This is a genomic window from Alteromonas australica (assembly GCF_000730385.1).
Taxonomy (GTDB): Bacteria; Pseudomonadota; Gammaproteobacteria; order Enterobacterales; family Alteromonadaceae; genus Alteromonas; species Alteromonas australica.
Map to the genome: position 1 here is coordinate 1 of NZ_CP008849.1, position 17680 is coordinate 17680.

A 17680-nucleotide genomic window follows, 5' to 3' on the forward strand; every position below is an offset into this window, starting at 1 on the left:
CTACCCGACACAATTTCCACCGTTCTTATTAAGGTGCGCATTTCGGTGCCTTGTTTTCTATGTTGTGGGTTTCCTAGCGAGTCACGGGAGCTGTATACCTACCATGTCATTATGGAATCAATGTCTTGAGCGACTTCGCCAAGAATTACCAACCCAGCAATTCAGTATGTGGATTAGGCCATTAGTTTCTCAAGAAGAAGAAGGGACTGTTGCCTTATATGCACCTAACCGTTTTGTATTGGATTGGGTGCGAGATAAGTATTTAGATAACATTACAGGGTTACTTCGCGAGTTTGCAGGTAGTGACGCTCCGCAACTGCGCCTTGAAGTGATGAGTCGAGAGTCATTAAGTCGAAGCAGAGCTAGTTCGCCTAATTCAAGCGGAACGACAGGGTCTAATGCGTCTGCTGGCCATGGCAATTCGAGCCATGCTAGTCACCATGTTACTGCGCCTAGTGCACCCGTTTCGTATAGCGAGAATCAGGGCGTTCCGTCTACGCGATCGCAAAATAATCCTTATGTGGGATCGCCACAAAATCAACAGTATGATCAAAGGCGGGATCATGCTGCACATGCACCAGTGCAACCACAGCGATCGCAACCTGCTTCACCCAAGGTGATCCCGATCCCTGAAGCAATGAAGCATAAAAGTAATATCAACCCAACCTATCAGTTTGATAACTTCGTAGAAGGTAAATCTAACCAGCTTGCGCGTGCTGCAGCCACGCAAGTGGCTAACAATCCAGGCGGTTCATATAATCCACTGTTTATTTATGGTGGTACGGGTTTAGGTAAAACTCACTTATTGCACGCTGTGGGTAATGGCATAGTCGCAAACAATGCTGATGCTAAAATTGTTTATATGCACTCTGAGCGTTTTGTGCAAGATATGGTTAAGGCGTTACAAAATAATGCTATTGAAGACTTTAAGCGTTTTTATCGTTCAGTCGATGCTTTGTTGATTGATGATATTCAATTTTTTGCCAACAAAGAGCGTTCGCAAGAAGAGTTCTTTCATACCTTTAATGCGTTGCTAGAAGGTAATCAACAAATCATACTCACCTCAGACCGTTATCCTAAAGAAATTGATGGGGTAGAGGATAGATTAAAATCTCGTTTTGGTTGGGGACTAACTATTGCTATAGAGCCACCAGAACTGGAAACCCGTGTTGCCATTTTAATGCGCAAGGCAGCAGAGAACAGAATTCACTTACCTAATGAGGTCGCCTTCTTTATTGCTAAACGTTTACGTTCGAATGTACGTGAGTTAGAAGGCGCATTAAACCGTGTCATTGCCAATGCAAACTTTACTGGCCGCCCTATTACTATAGATTTTGTCCGCGAAGCGTTACGAGATCTATTGGCGTTACAAGAAAAGTTAGTCACAGTGGATAATATTCAGAAAACTGTCGCAGATTATTATAAGATTAAAGTTGCTGACATCTTGTCTAAGCGCAGAAGTCGAAGTGTGGCCCGTCCAAGGCAAGTCGCCATGGCGCTAGCGAAGGAGCTAACCAATCATAGTTTACCTGAATTGGGTAATGCTTTTGGTGGCCGAGACCATACGACGGTTCTACATGCATGTCGTAAAATAGAGCAGCTTAGAGAGGAAAGTCATGATATAAAAGAAGACTATAAGAACCTCATACGGACTTTGTCTTCGTAAAAAATGACCTTGAGAGGCGAGATAGCACTGCGATGAAATTTTCTATAAGCCGCGAACAGTTTTTACAACCCCTGCAATTGGTATCGGGTGCCGTTGAGCGCCGTCATACTTTGCCTATTCTTTCAAACATACTCATAAAAGTGAGTGAAGACGCACTTTGGCTAACGGGTACAGATTTAGAGGTTGAGTTAATCTCAAGCGCTAAATTAGACGGTGATTTTACTGAAGGTGAAATTACCGTTCCAGCCAAGAAGCTCTTCGACATCATTCGAGGAATATCTGAAGGTACAGATATTCATTTCAGTTTAGATGGCAATAAAGCACTCATTCGTGCTGGTCGTGGTCGCTATACGTTATCGACGTTGTCAGCAAATGATTATCCTAACCTTGAAGATTGGGAAGGCGAAGTAGAGTTCGAGCTATCTTGCACGGATATGAAACGCCTTATCGATGCCACCAGTTTTTCGATGGCGCAGCAAGATGTTCGCTATTATTTAAACGGTATGTCGCTAGAGACTGAAGAAAACGTTATTCGTACTGTCGCTACTGACGGTCACCGGTTAGCCTTATGTCGTCTCAATTACGAAACCTCATTGCCATCTCGCCAAGTTATTATCCCGCGAAAAGGGGTGTTAGAAATATCTCGTCTAATTAGCGAAGATGATAAATCGATAAAAGTACAAATTGGTGCAAATCACCTTCGTATTTTTTCGAACGACTTTATTTTCACCTCTAAGCTAGTAGATGGTCGTTTTCCTGATTATCGACGAGTGCTACCACAAAATGGTGACAAAGAAATTACTGCCAGCAAAGCGGTATTAAAAGACGCGTTCTCTCGTGCGGCTATTCTCTCAAATGAAAAATTCCGAGGCGTCAGGCTAAATCTAGCCTCAGGTGAGTTGAAGATTACTGCGAATAACCCAGAGCAGGAAGAAGCAGAAGAAATTGTTGATGTGCAGTATCAGGGCGATGATTTAGAGATTGGTTTCAATGTTGCCTACCTTATTGATGTCTTAAACTCACTAGGGTCTGACACCGTTAAAGTCAGTTTGTCTGATTCTAATGCCAGTGCATTAATAGAGGATAATGCTGACGACGCGGCTTTGTATGTGATCATGCCAATGCGTCTTTAATTTTGTATTCTTGTCTTAAGGTGAGCTGTATACATACTGCAGCTCACTTTCGCGTTTTAGTTAGAGTTTCCTCATGAAACTGGACCAAGTCCAGCTTACGAATTTTCGTAATATAAAGTCAGCTTCGTTTTCACCTTCATCTTCATTGAGTGTGTTTCGTGGAGTAAATGGTAGTGGTAAATCATCAATTATAGAGGCTTTATATTATTTAGGGTTTGGGCGGTCGTTTCGTACTGGCAAGCCAAGCTCTGTCATCCAGCATGGGGAAGAAGGATTTAGTGTCTTTGCATCGTGTAAAGATGAAAATGATGTGCCAATGAAGCTGGGGTTTCAAAGAAGTAGAAGTGATAGCTTTCTTTGCAGCATTAACGGTGAACATTCGTCTAAGCTTTCTAAACTTGTCAGCCTAGTACCCACGCAACTCTTTACGCCACAAAGTACCGATTTGATTATAGGGTCGCCTTCAGAGCGTCGAAAGTTTTGTGATTGGGGATTGTTCCACGTGGAACATGGTTTTCAAAAGCTAGCCAATCAATACACAAAAGTATTGAAACATCGCAATGCGTTGTTGAAGCAAGGCGCGAATTTACAGCGTCCGGAAAATCGTTATTGGGAACATATTTTCATTGAAAATGCTGAAGCACTATCGAAAAAACGCGTAGCGTATGTGGAATCGCTCATTCCAATCTTCGAGCGTTATGCTAATGAATTTCTACCAGACTTCGATGTGGTACTTTCATATCAAAAAGGTTGGGAAAAAGACGCCTCTTTAGCAGAAAGCTTAGTTAAAAAAAGTGAGTATGATGTTAAAATGGGACATACCACTTCTGGGCCTCACAAAGCCGATGTACGGTTAAAAGTGAATGGGGTTAATGCACAGGAGTTATTATCGCGGGGACAACTGAGAATGGCTGTCGCTGCGTTACAAATGGCGCAAACTGCGTTGTTTAATTCGCTTACCAACAGAAAAAGCATATTTTTGCTAGATGATGTTGGTGCGGAACTAGATGCTGAAAAGCGAGAACGATTTATTGACGGGTTGTTATTTATGGATACGCAGGTTTTCGTTACTGCTATTGAATCTTCGCAACTCGAATTTATACAAAAATACAACGAAAAGAAAATGTTTCACGTGGAACATGGAAGCGTGAAAGAGGAGTAAAAGCTAGTATGTCAGAACAGAACAACTACGACTCGTCGAGTATTAAAGTACTTAAAGGATTAGACGCCGTACGTAAACGTCCCGGTATGTATATCGGTGACACAGATGATGGTACGGGACTTCACCACATGGTATTTGAGGTGGTCGATAACTCAATTGACGAAGCACTAGCTGGGCACTGCTCAGATATTGTCGTGCAAATACATTCAGACGGTTCTGTCTCTGTCTCTGATGATGGTCGAGGGATACCCACCGAAATCCATTCGGAAGAAGGCGTTTCTGGAGCGGAAGTTATCATGACCGTACTCCATGCCGGCGGTAAGTTCGATGATAACTCTTATAAAGTATCAGGTGGATTACACGGCGTAGGTGTATCGGTAGTAAATGCGCTTTCAAGCCGATTAAAATTGCGTATTCGCCGAAATGGTAAAACCCATGAGCAAGAATACAAGCATGGTGTGCCTCAAGAGCCATTAGCCGTAGTAGGTGAAACGGAAAAAACTGGGACTACCATTCGTTTTTGGCCTAGTGAAGATACGTTCACGAACACGCTATATCACTACGATATCTTAGCTAAACGTCTTCGCGAGCTTTCATTCCTAAACTCTGGTGTTTCAATTCGTCTTAAAGATGAACGCGACGGTAAAGAAGACCACTTCATGTATGAAGGCGGTATCCAGGCATTTGTGGAATATTTGAATCAAAAGAAAACACCCGTGCATCAAAAGGTGTTCCATTTTGCTTTGGAGCGAGAAGATGGCATTTCAGTAGAAGTGGCCATGCAATGGAACGATAGCTTCCAAGAAAACATCTTTTGCTTCACAAACAATATTCCTCAGCGCGACGGGGGTACTCACTTAGCGGGGTTCCGTGGTGCATTAACGCGAACGTTAAATAACTACATGGAAAAGGAAGGCTTAAATAAAAAGGCTAAAACCAACGCCAGTGGGGATGATGCCCGAGAAGGTTTAACGGCCGTTATTTCGGTGAAAGTTCCTGATCCTAAGTTCTCGTCTCAAACCAAAGATAAGCTAGTATCTTCAGAAGTGAGACCAGCCGTAGAGTCAGCGATGAATGAAAAGCTTGCAGAGTTTCTACTGGAAAACCCAGTAGAAAGTAAAATAATTGCAGGCAAAATTATTGATGCAGCGCGTGCGCGAGAAGCAGCACGTAAAGCCCGTGAAATGACCCGTCGTAAAGGCGCGTTAGACTTAGCAGGCCTTCCTGGAAAGCTCGCAGATTGTCAGGAAAAAGACCCGGCACTCAGCGAACTGTACATAGTGGAGGGTGACTCTGCCGGCGGTTCAGCTAAGCAGGGTCGTAACCGTAAAAACCAAGCAATACTTCCGCTTAAAGGTAAGATTTTAAACGTAGAGAAAGCGCGTTTTGATAAAATGTTGTCTTCACAAGAAGTGGCGACGCTAATTACCGCATTAGGCTGTGGTATCGGTAGGGATGAATATGACCCTGAGAAATTAAGATACCATAGCATCATTATCATGACTGATGCGGACGTGGATGGTTCACACATTCGTACACTGCTGCTAACTTTCTTCTATCGTCAAATGCCTGAGATAATTGAGCGTGGTTATGTATATATTGCTCAGCCGCCACTTTATAAAGTGAAGAAGGGTAAACAAAGAACAGTATCTGAAAGACGATGATGCGCTGACCAACTATCTCACCTCTATTGCAATAGATGGCTCTTCGCTGCATACAAGCTCGGATGCGCCAGGGATCACAGGACTTGGTTTAGAAAATTTAGTGAAGCAGTACCAGAATATTGAAAAGATGATTGCGCGTATGAGACGTGTAATGCCTTCTTCAATTCTATATCGCATGCTATACACACCTACGCTAAATCTAGCCGATTTAAAAGATGAGGCAACACTATCTAATGTAGCTGAGCACTTTGTCGCACAGCTTACCGAGCGTGAGAAGGATGGTGCAACCTATCGCTATGAAATAAGAAGAGATGCAGAACTCAGCGAATTCTACATCACGATTATTATGCGTATGCACGGTATCGACTACGAATACATCATTGACCATGAATTTATTGAATCTCCAGAGTATCAACGACTGAAAACGTTGAATCTCGAAATCAATGACATGATGGGCGAAGGCGCATACATTCAACGTGGTGAGCGTAAGCAACCTGTTGAGTCATTTAAAGAAGCACTTGAATGGTTGATGAACGAAGCTAAACGTGGCCAGTACATTCAACGCTATAAAGGGCTAGGTGAGATGAACCCAGAACAGCTTTGGGAAACCACCATGGATCCTGAAAGCCGTCGTATGTTGCAAGTTACCATTGAAGACGCTATTGGATGTGACCAATTATTCACAACCCTGATGGGCGATCAGGTAGAGCCTCGCCGTGAGTTCATTGAAGCCAATGCACTTAACGTAGAGAACCTTGACGTGTAGTGAAAGCGTGTTGCCCCTTAGTGCCATTTATTATGGGGCGTTAATTCACACGTTTAAAACGAAAAAACCGACATTTTTATGTCGGTTTTTTTATATCTACAAAAAAGAAAAAGCTGAGTAAGAGCAAAGGTGAAGCGTGCTAAAAAAAAGGAAGCGCGCTATCCTGCTCAAGAACACGGAGCAATAGAGGGGCAAAGCGAAGCGACTACTCTCGTGTGATCTTAATGGCTATTTCGCCGCTGCCAATGTCAGTAATGGCGAACCGATAGTTGCCTGTATTAGAGGGCGTGAATTGTAGCGTCTCAGAGGCTTGTTCACAGGTTAAATACACCTCAGTGTTTAGCATCACAGGCTGGCCTTTATATTTGCCTCCACAGCTTTGCGAGGGCGTCCATTGGCTATCAGACAGCTTGAAGTCATAAGGTTGTCCATCCGCAATTAATTCCACATTAACGTGCCAATTAACGCCATCTTGCTTAAAGCGATAGGCGGGTGTTGCCTCCCACCAATTAAATACGCCGCGCAAATAAAGATCTTCAACTGCAATACGTGGCGATGAAGACGGCAATTCTGGCAACGCTATTTTACCGCTGCTTGTACATGCGCTAAGTAGAAGGGTAGCTGTAACAGCTAAGAGTGACTTTTTCACATAAACTCCATCTATATAAAAAAGCCCAACTATTGCTGGGCTAATTTCTACCTATCGTTCTGTGCTGCGTCGCAGGTAATCACTTATGCGACTAAACTCAGTTTACGATTTAGCTAACAAAGAAATATCAGCTGTGGTTAAAAATAACTGCCTCAATAATGATAGTAAAGCTAGCCGGTTAAGTTTAATCGCTTCATCCTCAGCCATCACCATAACATTGTCAAAGAAACTATCGATAGTGTTTCTTAGCGTCGCAAGGGTAGATAAGATCACTGGGTAATCTTGAGCTTCGATGGCGCCAGCAACTTTTTCTTTCGCTTCCATTAAGGCGCTATGCAAAGCAATTTCCGCCTCTTCTTGTAACAAACGGCTATCTACGTCAGCCACCGATTCGTCTACTTTTTGTTTAGCGAGAATGTTAGCAACACGCTTATTGGCAGCCGCTAGTGCTTCTGCTTCATCCAACGTCTTGAATTTAGCGACAGCATTTACACGGGCAAGGTAATCCGCTGGTCGAGTCGGACGGCGCGCAGAAACAGCCTGAATAACATCAATGGCTACGTTTTGATCTTGTAGCAGGGCAACGAAACGGCCCAAAACAAAATCAACAACTTGTGTTTTGTACTCGCTGTTCGTTAACTTATCGCCGTAAACTTCACCTGCTTTTTCTACCAATTCAGACAAATCTAGTGGCAGAGACAACTCAGTGATAATACGTAAAACACCAATAGCGGCTCGGCGTAACGCAAAGGGGTCTTTATCACCCTTTGGTAATTGGCCAATACCAAATATACCCACCAGGGTGTCTAGCTTGTCAGCAAGGGCTACAGCCGCGCTGACACTATTAGAGGGTAGAGCATCACCGGCAAAGCGCGGTAGATACTGTTCGTATAGCGCCGCTGCAACTAACGTGTCTTCACCACCATTCAAGGCGTAGTATTTACCCATTACACCTTGAACGTCTGGAAATTCCATAACCATATTGGTCATTAAGTCGGTTTTAGCTAACAGACCTGCACGTTGTGCTAGCGTTGCATCAGCATCAATGTGTGTTGCAATGAAAGCAGACAAGCTGGCAATACGTGAAGATTTTTCTTTTAAGGTGCCTAATTGCTTTTGAAAAAGTACACTGTCTAAACTTTCTAGACGACTTTCTAGGCTATGTTTCTTGTCGCTATTAAAGAAAAACTCCGCATCTGCAAGACGCGGTCGTATCACTTTTTCATTACCAGAGACAACTTGAATAGGGTCGCGACTTTCAATGTTACTCACAAAAAGAAACTGATTTGAAAGGTTCCCATCGGCGTCTAAAAGCGGGACGTATTTTTGGTCGTCCTTCATGGTGTAGATAAGCGCTTCTTTAGGGACGTCAAGAAACCCTTTATCGAAACTGGCTTGCATAACCACTGGCCACTCAACAAGTGACGCTATTTCTTCTAATAGTGCTTCATCAAAGTCTGGTGTTAAGGAAAGCGTTGCTGCAGCAGATTCTAATTGCTCTCTAACCTTATCTTTCCGTGCTTGGAAATCGGCAATAACATACTGAGCTTCTAACGCTTTTGCGTAATTATCAGCATGATCAAGCTCAAATCGCGCTTCGCCATGAAAGCGATGACCTTGAAGGGTTCTGCCGCTCGTGAGACCTAGAGAAGTAATATTAACCACTTCACTACCATAAATGACCGCCAACGTATGAACAGGGCGAATAAATTGCGTGGTATTGTTACCCCAACGCATTGGCTTTGGAATAGGAAGTTTAGAGACGGCTTGATTTAGCATGCCCTCTAATAACGCGGCTACCGGTTGGCCTGGTACATGGGCTTTATGTAGCAACCATTCACCCTTGTCGGTAACGAGTCTTTCGGCGTCTTCAACATTAATGCCGTTTCCACGCGCCCAGCCTTGAGCGGCTTTGGTCGGGTTTCCATCTGCATCAAAGGCAGCTGATACCGCAGGCCCACGTTTTTCTACGGTTTTGTCTGATTGACCTTCAGCTAACTGAGACACATAAACCGCAAGACGACGAGGGGCTGCAAACCAGTTAACTGAGGTAAAGGCTAAATCTGCACTGGTGAGTGCAGCTTCAAATTGAGTAGCGAAAGCCTCACCTAAAGACTTGAGCGCCTTTGGTGGTAGTTCTTCTGTGCCTAGTTCAATAAGTAAATTTTCTGTGCGCACGCTTACGCCTCCTTGTTACATAAGGGGAAGCCAAGTGCTTCGCGTTTTTCAAAGTAACTTTCTGCACAGGCTTTGGCTAATGTTCTTACGCGAAGAATATAGCGCTGTCTTTCGGTTACCGAAATGGCATGTCTTGCATCTAGCAAGTTAAACGCATGCGATGCCTTCATTACTTGCTCGTAAGCAGGCAAAGGTAAATTCGCTTCGATTAACTTCTTGCTGGCAAGTTCACATTCATCAAATGTGCGGAAGAGAGAAGGAACATCAGCGTGTTCAAAATTAAAGGTTGATTGCTCAACTTCATTTTGGTGGAAAACGTCACCATAGGTGACCTTACCTAAAGGCCCATCTGTCCATACCAGGTCATAGATGCTGTCTACGCCTTGCACGTACATCGCTAAACGCTCAAGTCCGTAGGTGATTTCGCCGGTTACCGGTTTACACTCTAAACCACCCACTTGTTGGAAATACGTGAACTGGGTGACTTCCATACCGTTAAGCCAAACTTCCCAACCCAGACCCCATGCGCCAAGTGTGGGAGATTCCCAGTTGTCTTCTACAAAGCGGATATCGTGTACCAGCGGATCGAAACCTAATTCTTTTAATGAGCCAAGGTATAATTCTTGAATATTATCTGGAGAAGGTTTCAACATAACCTGGAATTGATAGTAATGTTGAAGGCGGTTAGGGTTTTCACCGTAGCGACCATCAGTAGGGCGACGGCAAGGTTGTACATAAGCACTACTCATAGGCTCAGGCCCCAAAGAACGTAAAAACGTCATTGGGTGGAAGGTACCTGCACCAACTTCCATATCAAGGGGCTGAATTATGACGCAGCCCTGGCGCGCCCAATAATCCTGAAGCGCAAGGATCAACCCTTGAAAGGTTTTAATATCGTATTTCTGCATACATCCGCTGCTTATTGGTTAACTGACTCTGTAAAGGTGGGATAGTATACAATTACTGGGGCCTAGTATGTAGGTGTAAAGCGTTAAAAATCGCCTACAATCACCTTGAAGCGCATAATCTTGACGAGGAGTTTAGCTGTGTCTAATGTCGTACAACGCTGTAGCTGGGTATCTAATGACCCCTTATACCAAAGTTATCACGATAATGAATGGGGCAGACCTGAGCTAGAGAGCCAGCCGCTATTTGAAAAATTGTGCTTAGACGGTCAACAAGCCGGGTTGTCGTGGATTACCATTTTAAAAAAGCAGAGCGCATACCGTGCAGCGTTTCATCAGTTCGACCCACAACGCGTGGCCGCGATGACGGAGGAAGAATTGTTAGCTTGCATGGAAAATAAAGGCATTGTTCGTAATAAATTGAAAATTCACTCAATCGTTAAAAATGCGAAAGCCTATTTAGACATTGAAAAGACAGCATCATTTAGCGACTTTATTTGGCAGTTCACAGAGGGGAAAACTATCATCAATGAATGGGCATCACCTCAACAGATTCCAACGTCAACAGACGAATCTAAAGCAATGTCAAAGGCACTAAAGAAGAGAGGCTTCACCTTCGTAGGAGAAACCATTTGCTACGCGTTTATGCAGGCTGTAGGCATGGTCAATGATCATCAAACAAACTGCCATTGCTATGAAGAGGTATGCAAGCAAGCGCGTCGGTAAATCGAGATTAATGAGAAGTGACAACGCCGCAAACTAAAAAAGCACATGGGGTGAATCCATATGCTTTTTTACATTGGCTATTTTAGGGTAGGAGAGAGCTCGCAACAGTAGGACTTAAGGCTAGATAATTCCCCAAGCACCTTTGACTCATATTCAGATTCTATATGTTCTCTCGCTGCATCTTGTTTGCGCCTTTCCTGTTTACTTAGCTTTTGCCGTGCTTCAAGGATGGCGAACCCACTGACTTCGACGAAGAGCGCATGTATCTGTGGATAGCGAGCGCTATAATCTATAGGCGAGGGGACCGGAAGCGCATTTAGCAAATTAACAATTCTAATGACCCCTTCGGAAAGGTCGCACTGTTGTTGCTCCATGGCTTTTGCAATAGTAAATATGCTTTCCGAGATGGTCGCTATACGTTGTTCTCTCACTTGCTGCTGGCGTTGATTTTGCTGCTTTAATAAAAACAGCAATCTACCAGCATAAAACCCAAGCGCGATAATAATACATGCTGCAATAGCTATAATTACTGCCCAAATCATCGTCTAACTGCTGCCCGTACTATTTTTTGAAGTCGTTAATGTCTATAGCGTTTAAATCGTCAAAAGGATCCATTTCATCGTCTTCATCGTCGTTATCCACAATACCTAGCAGATCACAAAGAATACGATGTCGCGCCATTTTCTCATCAACATAAGCTTGTTGCTCTTTGGTAAGCGGCCTATCTTCGTCAAGCTTATCGAGCAAGGAAGCTAATCGCTGGTCGGCTTCAAGAGCGGCAAGCTCTTCAGCTGGCGTCGCATACTTCTTCTTTTGTAGCGGCGTATTAATAGGGGCCGCATTTTGCTTAACCAACGCTATAGGCTTTTTACTGCCATGACGCGGATCTTTATTTTCCTGGCGTTTATTGCCAGAAGAGGTGGTGCTTTCTACATTGTGGCGCGAACCTGCTGGTCTACCTTTGCGCTTTTTAGGGCGAGGGTTTTCGCTTGTGCGTTGTTTGCTTGGATTAAAATCAGGATCTTTACGAACCCCAATTAGACCAACTTTACGCGATTTCTTTGAACGTCCCATAAATTACAGTATCAAATCTGGTGAATAGAAAAGTCTATTATAGCGCGAATAGGCTAAACCTTCTTCATGAAAACCACATCATTGCTGGGAAATTCGACAATAAAACCGTGTTGCTCTGCAAGATAGGTAAAAGTATCTTCGCTAAAAAAACTTACATGGGTGGGATCGTTTTTATAGTGCCATTGAGCAAAACGGGTTTTATCAATGACGCGTTTAGTCATTATCGCGAGCATACCGTTTGGTTTAAGCATTTTTAACCAAAGCGCCCATTCTTTGTGGGGCTGATGAAAGTGTTCGATGGCTTCGGTACAGGTAATAATATGATATTGCCTAGTGAGGTTTTCAGGCTGGTTGGCGAAAAAAGGGTCGTAGAGTGCAACCTCAGCACCTTTCTGTTCCATCAGTTGTGCTAAGACAGGTTCAGGACCACAGCCAAAATCAATAACGCTAACCTGCTTAGAAAGATAAGGCTGCAATGGGTGCAGCAGGCGGGATAAAAACCTAACATAGCCTTCATCGTCTGCGCTATTTTCATGCAAGCTGTATTCTAATTTCTCTACGTCTTTTGAAGGTAAGTTGTTTGGGTGAACGTAAACCAAATGGCATCGTGGGCATTGCAAATACTCGCGCTTCCTATCTTGGTGATAGTGTTCGGCTGGAGTATCTGTTTGGCAAAGTGGGCAACGAGGTAATTGAATCATGATTTTTAGGCAAGAAAAAAGGTGATGGTAAACCATCACCTTACTTTGTATGAGTGTCTGATGACACCTCTCCCGTTATTTACACTTCAATGTGCAGCTGGCTTCCCTAGTTGTGCAACTCTCCTTATTGTTTTTTTTAGCAGAGCGCTTTTTGTTTTTGGCCTTCGTGGCGCTTTATCCAAATCTTCCATGCTGATTTTTATTATTATTATTTTGTTATCTCGTCTGTAGTATTACACGAATGCCTACAAACTAAGCCGCTAGATTACACGAATAATTATAAAATACAACTGATCTGGTAACAAAAATTTAACAACATTGTATTTATCTTGAACTAATTAATGTAAGCCCGCGATATAATTAGATAAAATTTCGATATCTTCGTCGGTAAGTTTCATCGCGATATCACGCATCATGCCGTTCATATCGTTGTGACGCTCACCTGCACGAAATGCCTTTAGCTGAGAGGCTGTATAGGTAGCGTGCTGACCACTGATATCTGGGAAACCTGCTAACCCCATGCCGTTCCCTTTTGGTCCGTGACATGCAATACATGCGGTCACGCCACGTGACTCATCACCACCTTGGTAAAGTGCGCGGCCTGCTTCTACGTATTGCTCAGGTGTTTCACCTGCTTTTGCATCTTGGCTAGAGAAATAAGCAGCAAGGTCTTTCATGTCTTGCTCTGACAATGGTGCAGCCATGCCATTCATCACTGCATTATTACGGCCTTCTTCACCGCCAGTCTGTGATGCAAGTTTGAATTCCATCAACTGTTTAACTAGGTACTTCTCATGTTGACCCGCTATCTTAGGGTTCATGTCGATCATACTGTTACCATCTGGCCCATGACAGGCTGCGCATACAGCTGACTTCGCTTTACCTGCCTCGGCATCGCCTTGTGCCATAACAGACGTAGACAAACCTAAAGACATACACACCAACAAACACAGTTTTTTCATAATAAATCTCTTAAATGGATCCAACGGCTCGCGTGATATACGTGATATCATGCGTATTTTACACATTTAACGCGTCAGAAAAACCTATTCCATGATAAAACTATGGTTTTTAGTCTGTTTTAACATTAAAAAGCTGTAAACCAGACGTTGTGACGCATGTGGAGGTAAGTCTAGATGTCGTATTACACCAAAGCAAAATTCTTTACCAGTGCACCGGACATTCGTCACTTAAAAGATGATACCGGTATTGAAGTGGCTTTTGCTGGTCGCTCCAACGCAGGAAAATCCAGTGCATTAAACACCCTGACACGTCAAAAGAACTTGGCGCGCACCAGTAAAACACCGGGCAGAACCCAGCTCATCAATATCTTCGAGCTAGAGGAAGATCGCCGATTGGTGGATTTACCTGGGTACGGTTTTGCACAAGTACCTATTGCCATGAAGAAAAAATGGCAGCAATCCCTAGGTGAGTATCTTCAAAAAAGAAAATCACTGAAGGGAATCGTTGTACTTATGGATATTCGCCACCCCTTCAAGGACCTCGACCAAGACCTTATTCACTGGGCGGTCGACTCGGACATTCCTGTTTTAGCGCTGCTCACAAAAGCAGATAAGTTAAAGTCTGGTAAGCGAAAAGCCCAGTTGTTGATGGCCCGTGAAGCGGCATTGGCATTTATGGGTGATGTCACGGTACATACATTCTCTTCATTAAACAGACACGGTTTACCTGAGCTTGAAGGGGTGTTAAATCACTGGCTTCAGCTTGATAGAGACAAAGGTGATGTGGACGATGACACAAGCGTGGTGGACGCATAAAAGAAAACCCCACGAACTCGTGGGGTTAAAGAGAGAAAACACATAAAAACCGTAGATATAGAGCACGCTAAATTAAAATAGTTCAACGTTATCTGAAAAAAAGTGATTTATTCCATTTTTGCGAGAGTAGGTTGAATTAGGCAAGCTGGGTAGGGCACAACAGATTTACCCACGAAGATGTAGTGGACAAAATATAACGGGCATAAAAAAACCCCGACAAAGTGTCGGGGTTAAAGCAAAGGTTTGAAAACAGCTTTCTCACCTCTGTACCCTACACTGCATAGGGTACAAGAATATCTGTAAAAGGCAACCCTTTTTGTAATTAAATTACCAAAAACTACAAAATTTAATGGATTAAGTTACCAATACTGTAATCTAATTACCAGTTATGGGCATCTAATGGGCTTCATCCCAATTATTTCCGACGCCGGCTTCCACCACCAAAGGCACATTTAAACTTGCTGCCGTTTCCATTAATTTGACGATAGTCGCCACATGCTTATCTACGTGTTCTTCTTTAATTTCAAATACAAGTTCATCGTGCACTTGCATCATCATAGTGACATCATCTAAGGAGGAAGTCGTAATCCAATCGTCTACCTTTATCATCGCCATCTTTATAATATCGGCTGCAGTGCCTTGCATGGGAGCGTTTATTGCTGCTCGCTCTGCACCTTTTCTACGTGCGCCATTACTGGCTTTAATATCAGGTAAATACAAGCGACGGCCAAATACGGTTTCTACATAGCCTTTCTCTTTTGCAACTTCACGGGTGCTGTCCATATAGTCTAAAACACCAGGGTAACGCTCGAAGTACAAATCCATATAACTTTGCGCTTCCTGGCGAGGTACATTTAACTGTTTGGCGAGGCCAAATGCACTCATACCGTAAATAAGACCGAAGTTAATGGCTTTTGCACTTCGTCTTTGTTCGGTTGTCACCTCGTCTAAAGCCACACCGAATACCTCACTTGCGGTAGCTTTATGGATATCTTCGCCTTTTGCAAATGCACTTAGTAACCCTTCATCGGCCGATAAATGAGCCATAATTCGCAATTCAATTTGCGAATAATCGGCTGCCACAATCTTGTAGCCAGCACGTGGGACAAACGCTTGCCTTACTCGCCGTCCTTCTTCATTTCGAATGGGGATATTTTGTAGATTAGGATCTGTTGACGAGAGCCTGCCCGTCGCCGTTACGGCTTGGTGGTAAGACGTATGCACTCTGCCGGTACGGTGATTGATCATTTTGGGCAGTTTATCTGTGTAGGTGTTTTTCAGCTTTGTAAGGCCACGGTATTCCATGATCTTTTGAGGAAGCGGGTAAGAAAGTGCCAACTCTTGAAGCACATCTTCCGACGTTGAAGGCGCACCCTTAGGCGTTTTCTTGATAATGGGAAGCGCCATCTTTTCAAACAAGATGTGCTGAAGTTGTTTGGTAGAGCCTAAATTAAAGGCTTCACCTGCTTCTTCGTGAACCTCTTTTTCAAGCTCGGCAATTCTGGTGGCGAGATCTTGGCTTTGTTGATTCAGCTTTTGACTATCAATAAGTACGCCTTGTTGCTCCATTCTAGACAGGACACAGGCCAGTGGCACCTCTACATCAATAAGCAGTTGTTTAAGTGGCTCAATATCAGACACCTTTTCCCAAATAGCTTGATGAAGGCGCAGAGTAATATCGGCGTCTTCTGCTGCATAAGGGCCTGCTTCATCAAGAGGAATTTGATTAAAGGTAAGCTGCTTGGCACCTTTTCCCGCGATGTCTTCGAAATGAATGGATTTGTGACCAAGGTAGGCCAGGGCCAAAGAATCCATATCGTGACGTTGGGCAGTACTGTTAAGTACGTAGCTTTCTAACATAGTGTCAAAACCAATGCCGTTTAATGTAATTCCATAATTTGCCAGTACATTTTTATCGTACTTAATGTGTTGACCCACCTTAATGTGGGTAGACGAGGTAAGAATTGGCTTTAACGCTGCCAGCACCTTGTCCCTAGAAAGCTGTTCTGGAGCATCTGGGTAATCGTGGGCAACGGGAACATACGCCGCTTTCCCCGGTTCTATACAAAATGAAACACCTACAATTTCCGCTTCCATGTAATTTAAGCTGGTGGTTTCAGTGTCAAAGGCAAACAGGTCTGCTTGGTTGAGTTTTTCTACCCATTCATCAAACTGTGCTTGATCAAGCACGACTTCGTAGGCTGATTTATCAATGGGGATGCCTGAAGAAGCTTGAGAAGAAGAGGCACTGCTTACTTTATCAGACGCCTCACTACTGCCTTGAGGGCTTCCAGCGCTATCACCACTGAGTAAGGCGGTGACTTCTGAATGCCAACGCTTAAACTCGTACTCTGCAAAAAGTGATTGGAGCTGTTGGTGGTCTGGCGCTTGGGGACGAAGTGCCTCAATTTTGTAATTTAAATCTAAGTCGATACTGATAGTGGCAAGCCTATAGGAAAGGCGCGCTTGCTCTTCGTATTCTTGCATTTTCGCTGCCATGGATTTGCTACCACGGAAAGACAAATCAGCGATTTTATCGAGGTTTTGATAAATAGCATCAATACCGCCTATGCCATTGAGCAAGGCTTGGGCACTCTTATCGCCAACACCCGGAACACCAGGTATGTTATCAACCTTGTCTCCTTTGAGCGCGAGGAAGTCGATAACCAATTCGGGGGGGATCCCAAACTTAGTATTAACCCCTTCAATGTCCATAATCTGATTGGTCATCGTATTGATTAGCGTAACATTCTCATTCACCAACTGAGCCATATCTTTGTCGCCCGTACTGATGAGCGTATCTATACCATGGTCTGTGGCTCTGCAAGCCAAGGTGCCGATAACGTCATCGGCTTCAACCCCAGACTCGACAATCAATGGAAGACCCATGGCTTCAATAATGGCATGTAGCGGGGCTATTTGACTGCGAAGTTCATCCGGCATAGGGGGGCGATTCGCTTTGTACTCTTTATAAATGTCGTCCCGAAATGTTTTGCCTTTAGCATCAAAGATAACCGCCATGTGAGTGGGGTTATACTGCTTTATCAGGCTTTTAAGCATATTAACTACGCCATAAATAGCGCCTGTATCCTGGCCTTTCGAGTTAGTAAGAGGAGGCAGTCCGTGGAAGGCTCTAAACAGATAGGAAGATCCATCAACGAGTATAAAAGGGGGCTTTTTAGATTCAGTCATCGCCATGCAGTTAATTCAGCTTATCATTAGCCGCAAGGATGCCATAGGCAGGGGTGGATCACCATAGAGCAAGGCAAGAATAATAC

At 43.8% G+C, this 17680-nt stretch carries 13 protein-coding genes and 1 pseudogene; 6 read left to right on the top strand and 8 right to left on the bottom strand.

Annotated features, from left to right (window positions below):
• The first annotated feature begins 103 nt into the window (after positions 1-103).
• The 4 genes and pseudogenes from dnaA (at position 104) to gyrB (ending at position 6391) form a co-directional block, all read left to right on the top strand.
• Positions 104-1666 carry a chromosomal replication initiator protein DnaA gene (gene dnaA, locus EP13_RS00005; protein ID WP_044055395.1) on the top strand — a complete coding sequence of 521 codons (1563 nt, stop codon included), beginning with the start codon at positions 104-106 and terminating at the stop codon, positions 1664-1666.
• 32 nt (positions 1667-1698) lie between these two features.
• On the top strand, positions 1699-2799 hold the full coding sequence (gene dnaN, locus EP13_RS00010) for a DNA polymerase III subunit beta (protein ID WP_044055396.1): 1101 nt from the start codon (positions 1699-1701) through the stop codon (positions 2797-2799).
• 73 nt (positions 2800-2872) lie between these two features.
• Positions 2873-3961 (top strand): DNA replication/repair protein RecF, encoded by a 1089-nt coding sequence (recF, locus tag EP13_RS00015; protein ID WP_044055398.1) that lies wholly within the window; start codon positions 2873-2875, stop codon positions 3959-3961.
• 8 nt (positions 3962-3969) lie between these two features.
• Positions 3970-6391, top strand: a pseudogene (gyrB, locus tag EP13_RS00020) (DNA topoisomerase (ATP-hydrolyzing) subunit B).
• A 205-nt stretch (positions 6392-6596) separates the two neighbouring features.
• On the opposite strand, the gene EP13_RS00025 reads toward gyrB, so the two are convergent.
• The 3 genes from EP13_RS00025 to glyQ form a co-directional block, all read right to left on the bottom strand.
• Complete coding sequence (locus EP13_RS00025) at positions 6597-7040, bottom strand: hypothetical protein (RefSeq protein ID WP_044055399.1); 444 nt, start codon at positions 7038-7040, stop codon at positions 6597-6599.
• Positions 7041-7142: 102 nt separating this feature from the next.
• A complete protein-coding gene (gene glyS, locus EP13_RS00030; RefSeq protein WP_044055401.1) occupies positions 7143-9218 on the bottom strand; it encodes a glycine--tRNA ligase subunit beta in 2076 nt (691 codons plus the stop codon).
• Positions 9219-9220: 2 nt separating this feature from the next.
• Entirely contained in the window at positions 9221-10126 is a 906-nt protein-coding gene (gene glyQ / locus EP13_RS00035; RefSeq protein ID WP_044055403.1) for a glycine--tRNA ligase subunit alpha, read from the bottom strand.
• Between the two features lie 138 nt (positions 10127-10264).
• Between glyQ and EP13_RS00040 the strand changes: the two genes are divergently transcribed.
• On the top strand, positions 10265-10849 hold the full coding sequence (locus EP13_RS00040) for a DNA-3-methyladenine glycosylase I (protein ID WP_044055405.1): 585 nt from the start codon (positions 10265-10267) through the stop codon (positions 10847-10849).
• Positions 10850-10926: 77 nt separating this feature from the next.
• Here EP13_RS00040 and EP13_RS00045 read toward each other — a convergent pair whose 3' ends face one another.
• The 4 genes from EP13_RS00045 to EP13_RS00060 form a co-directional block, all read right to left on the bottom strand.
• On the bottom strand, positions 10927-11391 hold the full coding sequence (locus tag EP13_RS00045) for a DUF2489 domain-containing protein (RefSeq protein ID WP_044055407.1): 465 nt from the start codon (positions 11389-11391) through the stop codon (positions 10927-10929).
• Between the two features lie 19 nt (positions 11392-11410).
• Entirely contained in the window at positions 11411-11923 is a 513-nt protein-coding gene (gene yihI / locus EP13_RS00050) for a Der GTPase-activating protein YihI (RefSeq protein WP_044055409.1), read from the bottom strand.
• A 53-nt stretch (positions 11924-11976) separates the two neighbouring features.
• Positions 11977-12624, bottom strand: coding sequence for a class I SAM-dependent methyltransferase (locus EP13_RS00055; protein WP_044058612.1), 648 nt, complete (start codon positions 12622-12624; stop codon positions 11977-11979).
• Between the two features lie 338 nt (positions 12625-12962).
• A complete protein-coding gene (locus EP13_RS00060; protein WP_044055410.1) occupies positions 12963-13586 on the bottom strand; it encodes a c-type cytochrome in 624 nt (207 codons plus the stop codon).
• A gap of 174 nt (positions 13587-13760) precedes the next feature.
• Here EP13_RS00060 and yihA point away from each other — a divergent pair, with 174 nt between their 5' ends.
• Positions 13761-14402 (top strand): ribosome biogenesis GTP-binding protein YihA/YsxC, encoded by a 642-nt coding sequence (yihA, locus tag EP13_RS00065; protein ID WP_044055411.1) that lies wholly within the window; start codon positions 13761-13763, stop codon positions 14400-14402.
• 396 nt (positions 14403-14798) lie between these two features.
• Here the strand turns inward: yihA and polA are convergent, their stop codons facing one another.
• On the bottom strand, positions 14799-17594 hold the full coding sequence (gene polA / locus EP13_RS00070; RefSeq protein WP_044058613.1) for a DNA polymerase I: 2796 nt from the start codon (positions 17592-17594) through the stop codon (positions 14799-14801).
• Between the last annotated feature and the right edge of the window lie 86 nt (positions 17595-17680).

Bases quoted from the DNA above. Each gene is read 5' to 3' on its own strand.
- dnaA (WP_044055395.1), top strand. From the start codon at position 104: ATGTCATTATGGAATCAATGTCTTGAGCGACTTCGCCAAGAATTACCA.
- dnaN (WP_044055396.1), top strand. From the start codon at position 1,699: ATGAAATTTTCTATAAGCCGCGAACAGTTTTTACAACCCCTGCAATTG.
- recF (WP_044055398.1), top strand. From the start codon at position 2,873: ATGAAACTGGACCAAGTCCAGCTTACGAATTTTCGTAATATAAAGTCA.
- glyQ (WP_044055403.1), bottom strand. From the start codon at position 10,126: ATGCAGAAATACGATATTAAAACCTTTCAAGGGTTGATCCTTGCGCTT.
- EP13_RS00045 (WP_044055407.1), bottom strand. From the start codon at position 11,391: ATGATTTGGGCAGTAATTATAGCTATTGCAGCATGTATTATTATCGCG.
- yihI (WP_044055409.1), bottom strand. From the start codon at position 11,923: ATGGGACGTTCAAAGAAATCGCGTAAAGTTGGTCTAATTGGGGTTCGT.
- EP13_RS00055 (WP_044058612.1), bottom strand. From the start codon at position 12,624: ATGATTCAATTACCTCGTTGCCCACTTTGCCAAACAGATACTCCAGCC.
- EP13_RS00060 (WP_044055410.1), bottom strand. From the start codon at position 13,586: ATGAAAAAACTGTGTTTGTTGGTGTGTATGTCTTTAGGTTTGTCTACG.
- yihA (WP_044055411.1), top strand. From the start codon at position 13,761: ATGTCGTATTACACCAAAGCAAAATTCTTTACCAGTGCACCGGACATT.
- polA (WP_044058613.1), bottom strand. From the start codon at position 17,594: ATGACTGAATCTAAAAAGCCCCCTTTTATACTCGTTGATGGATCTTCC.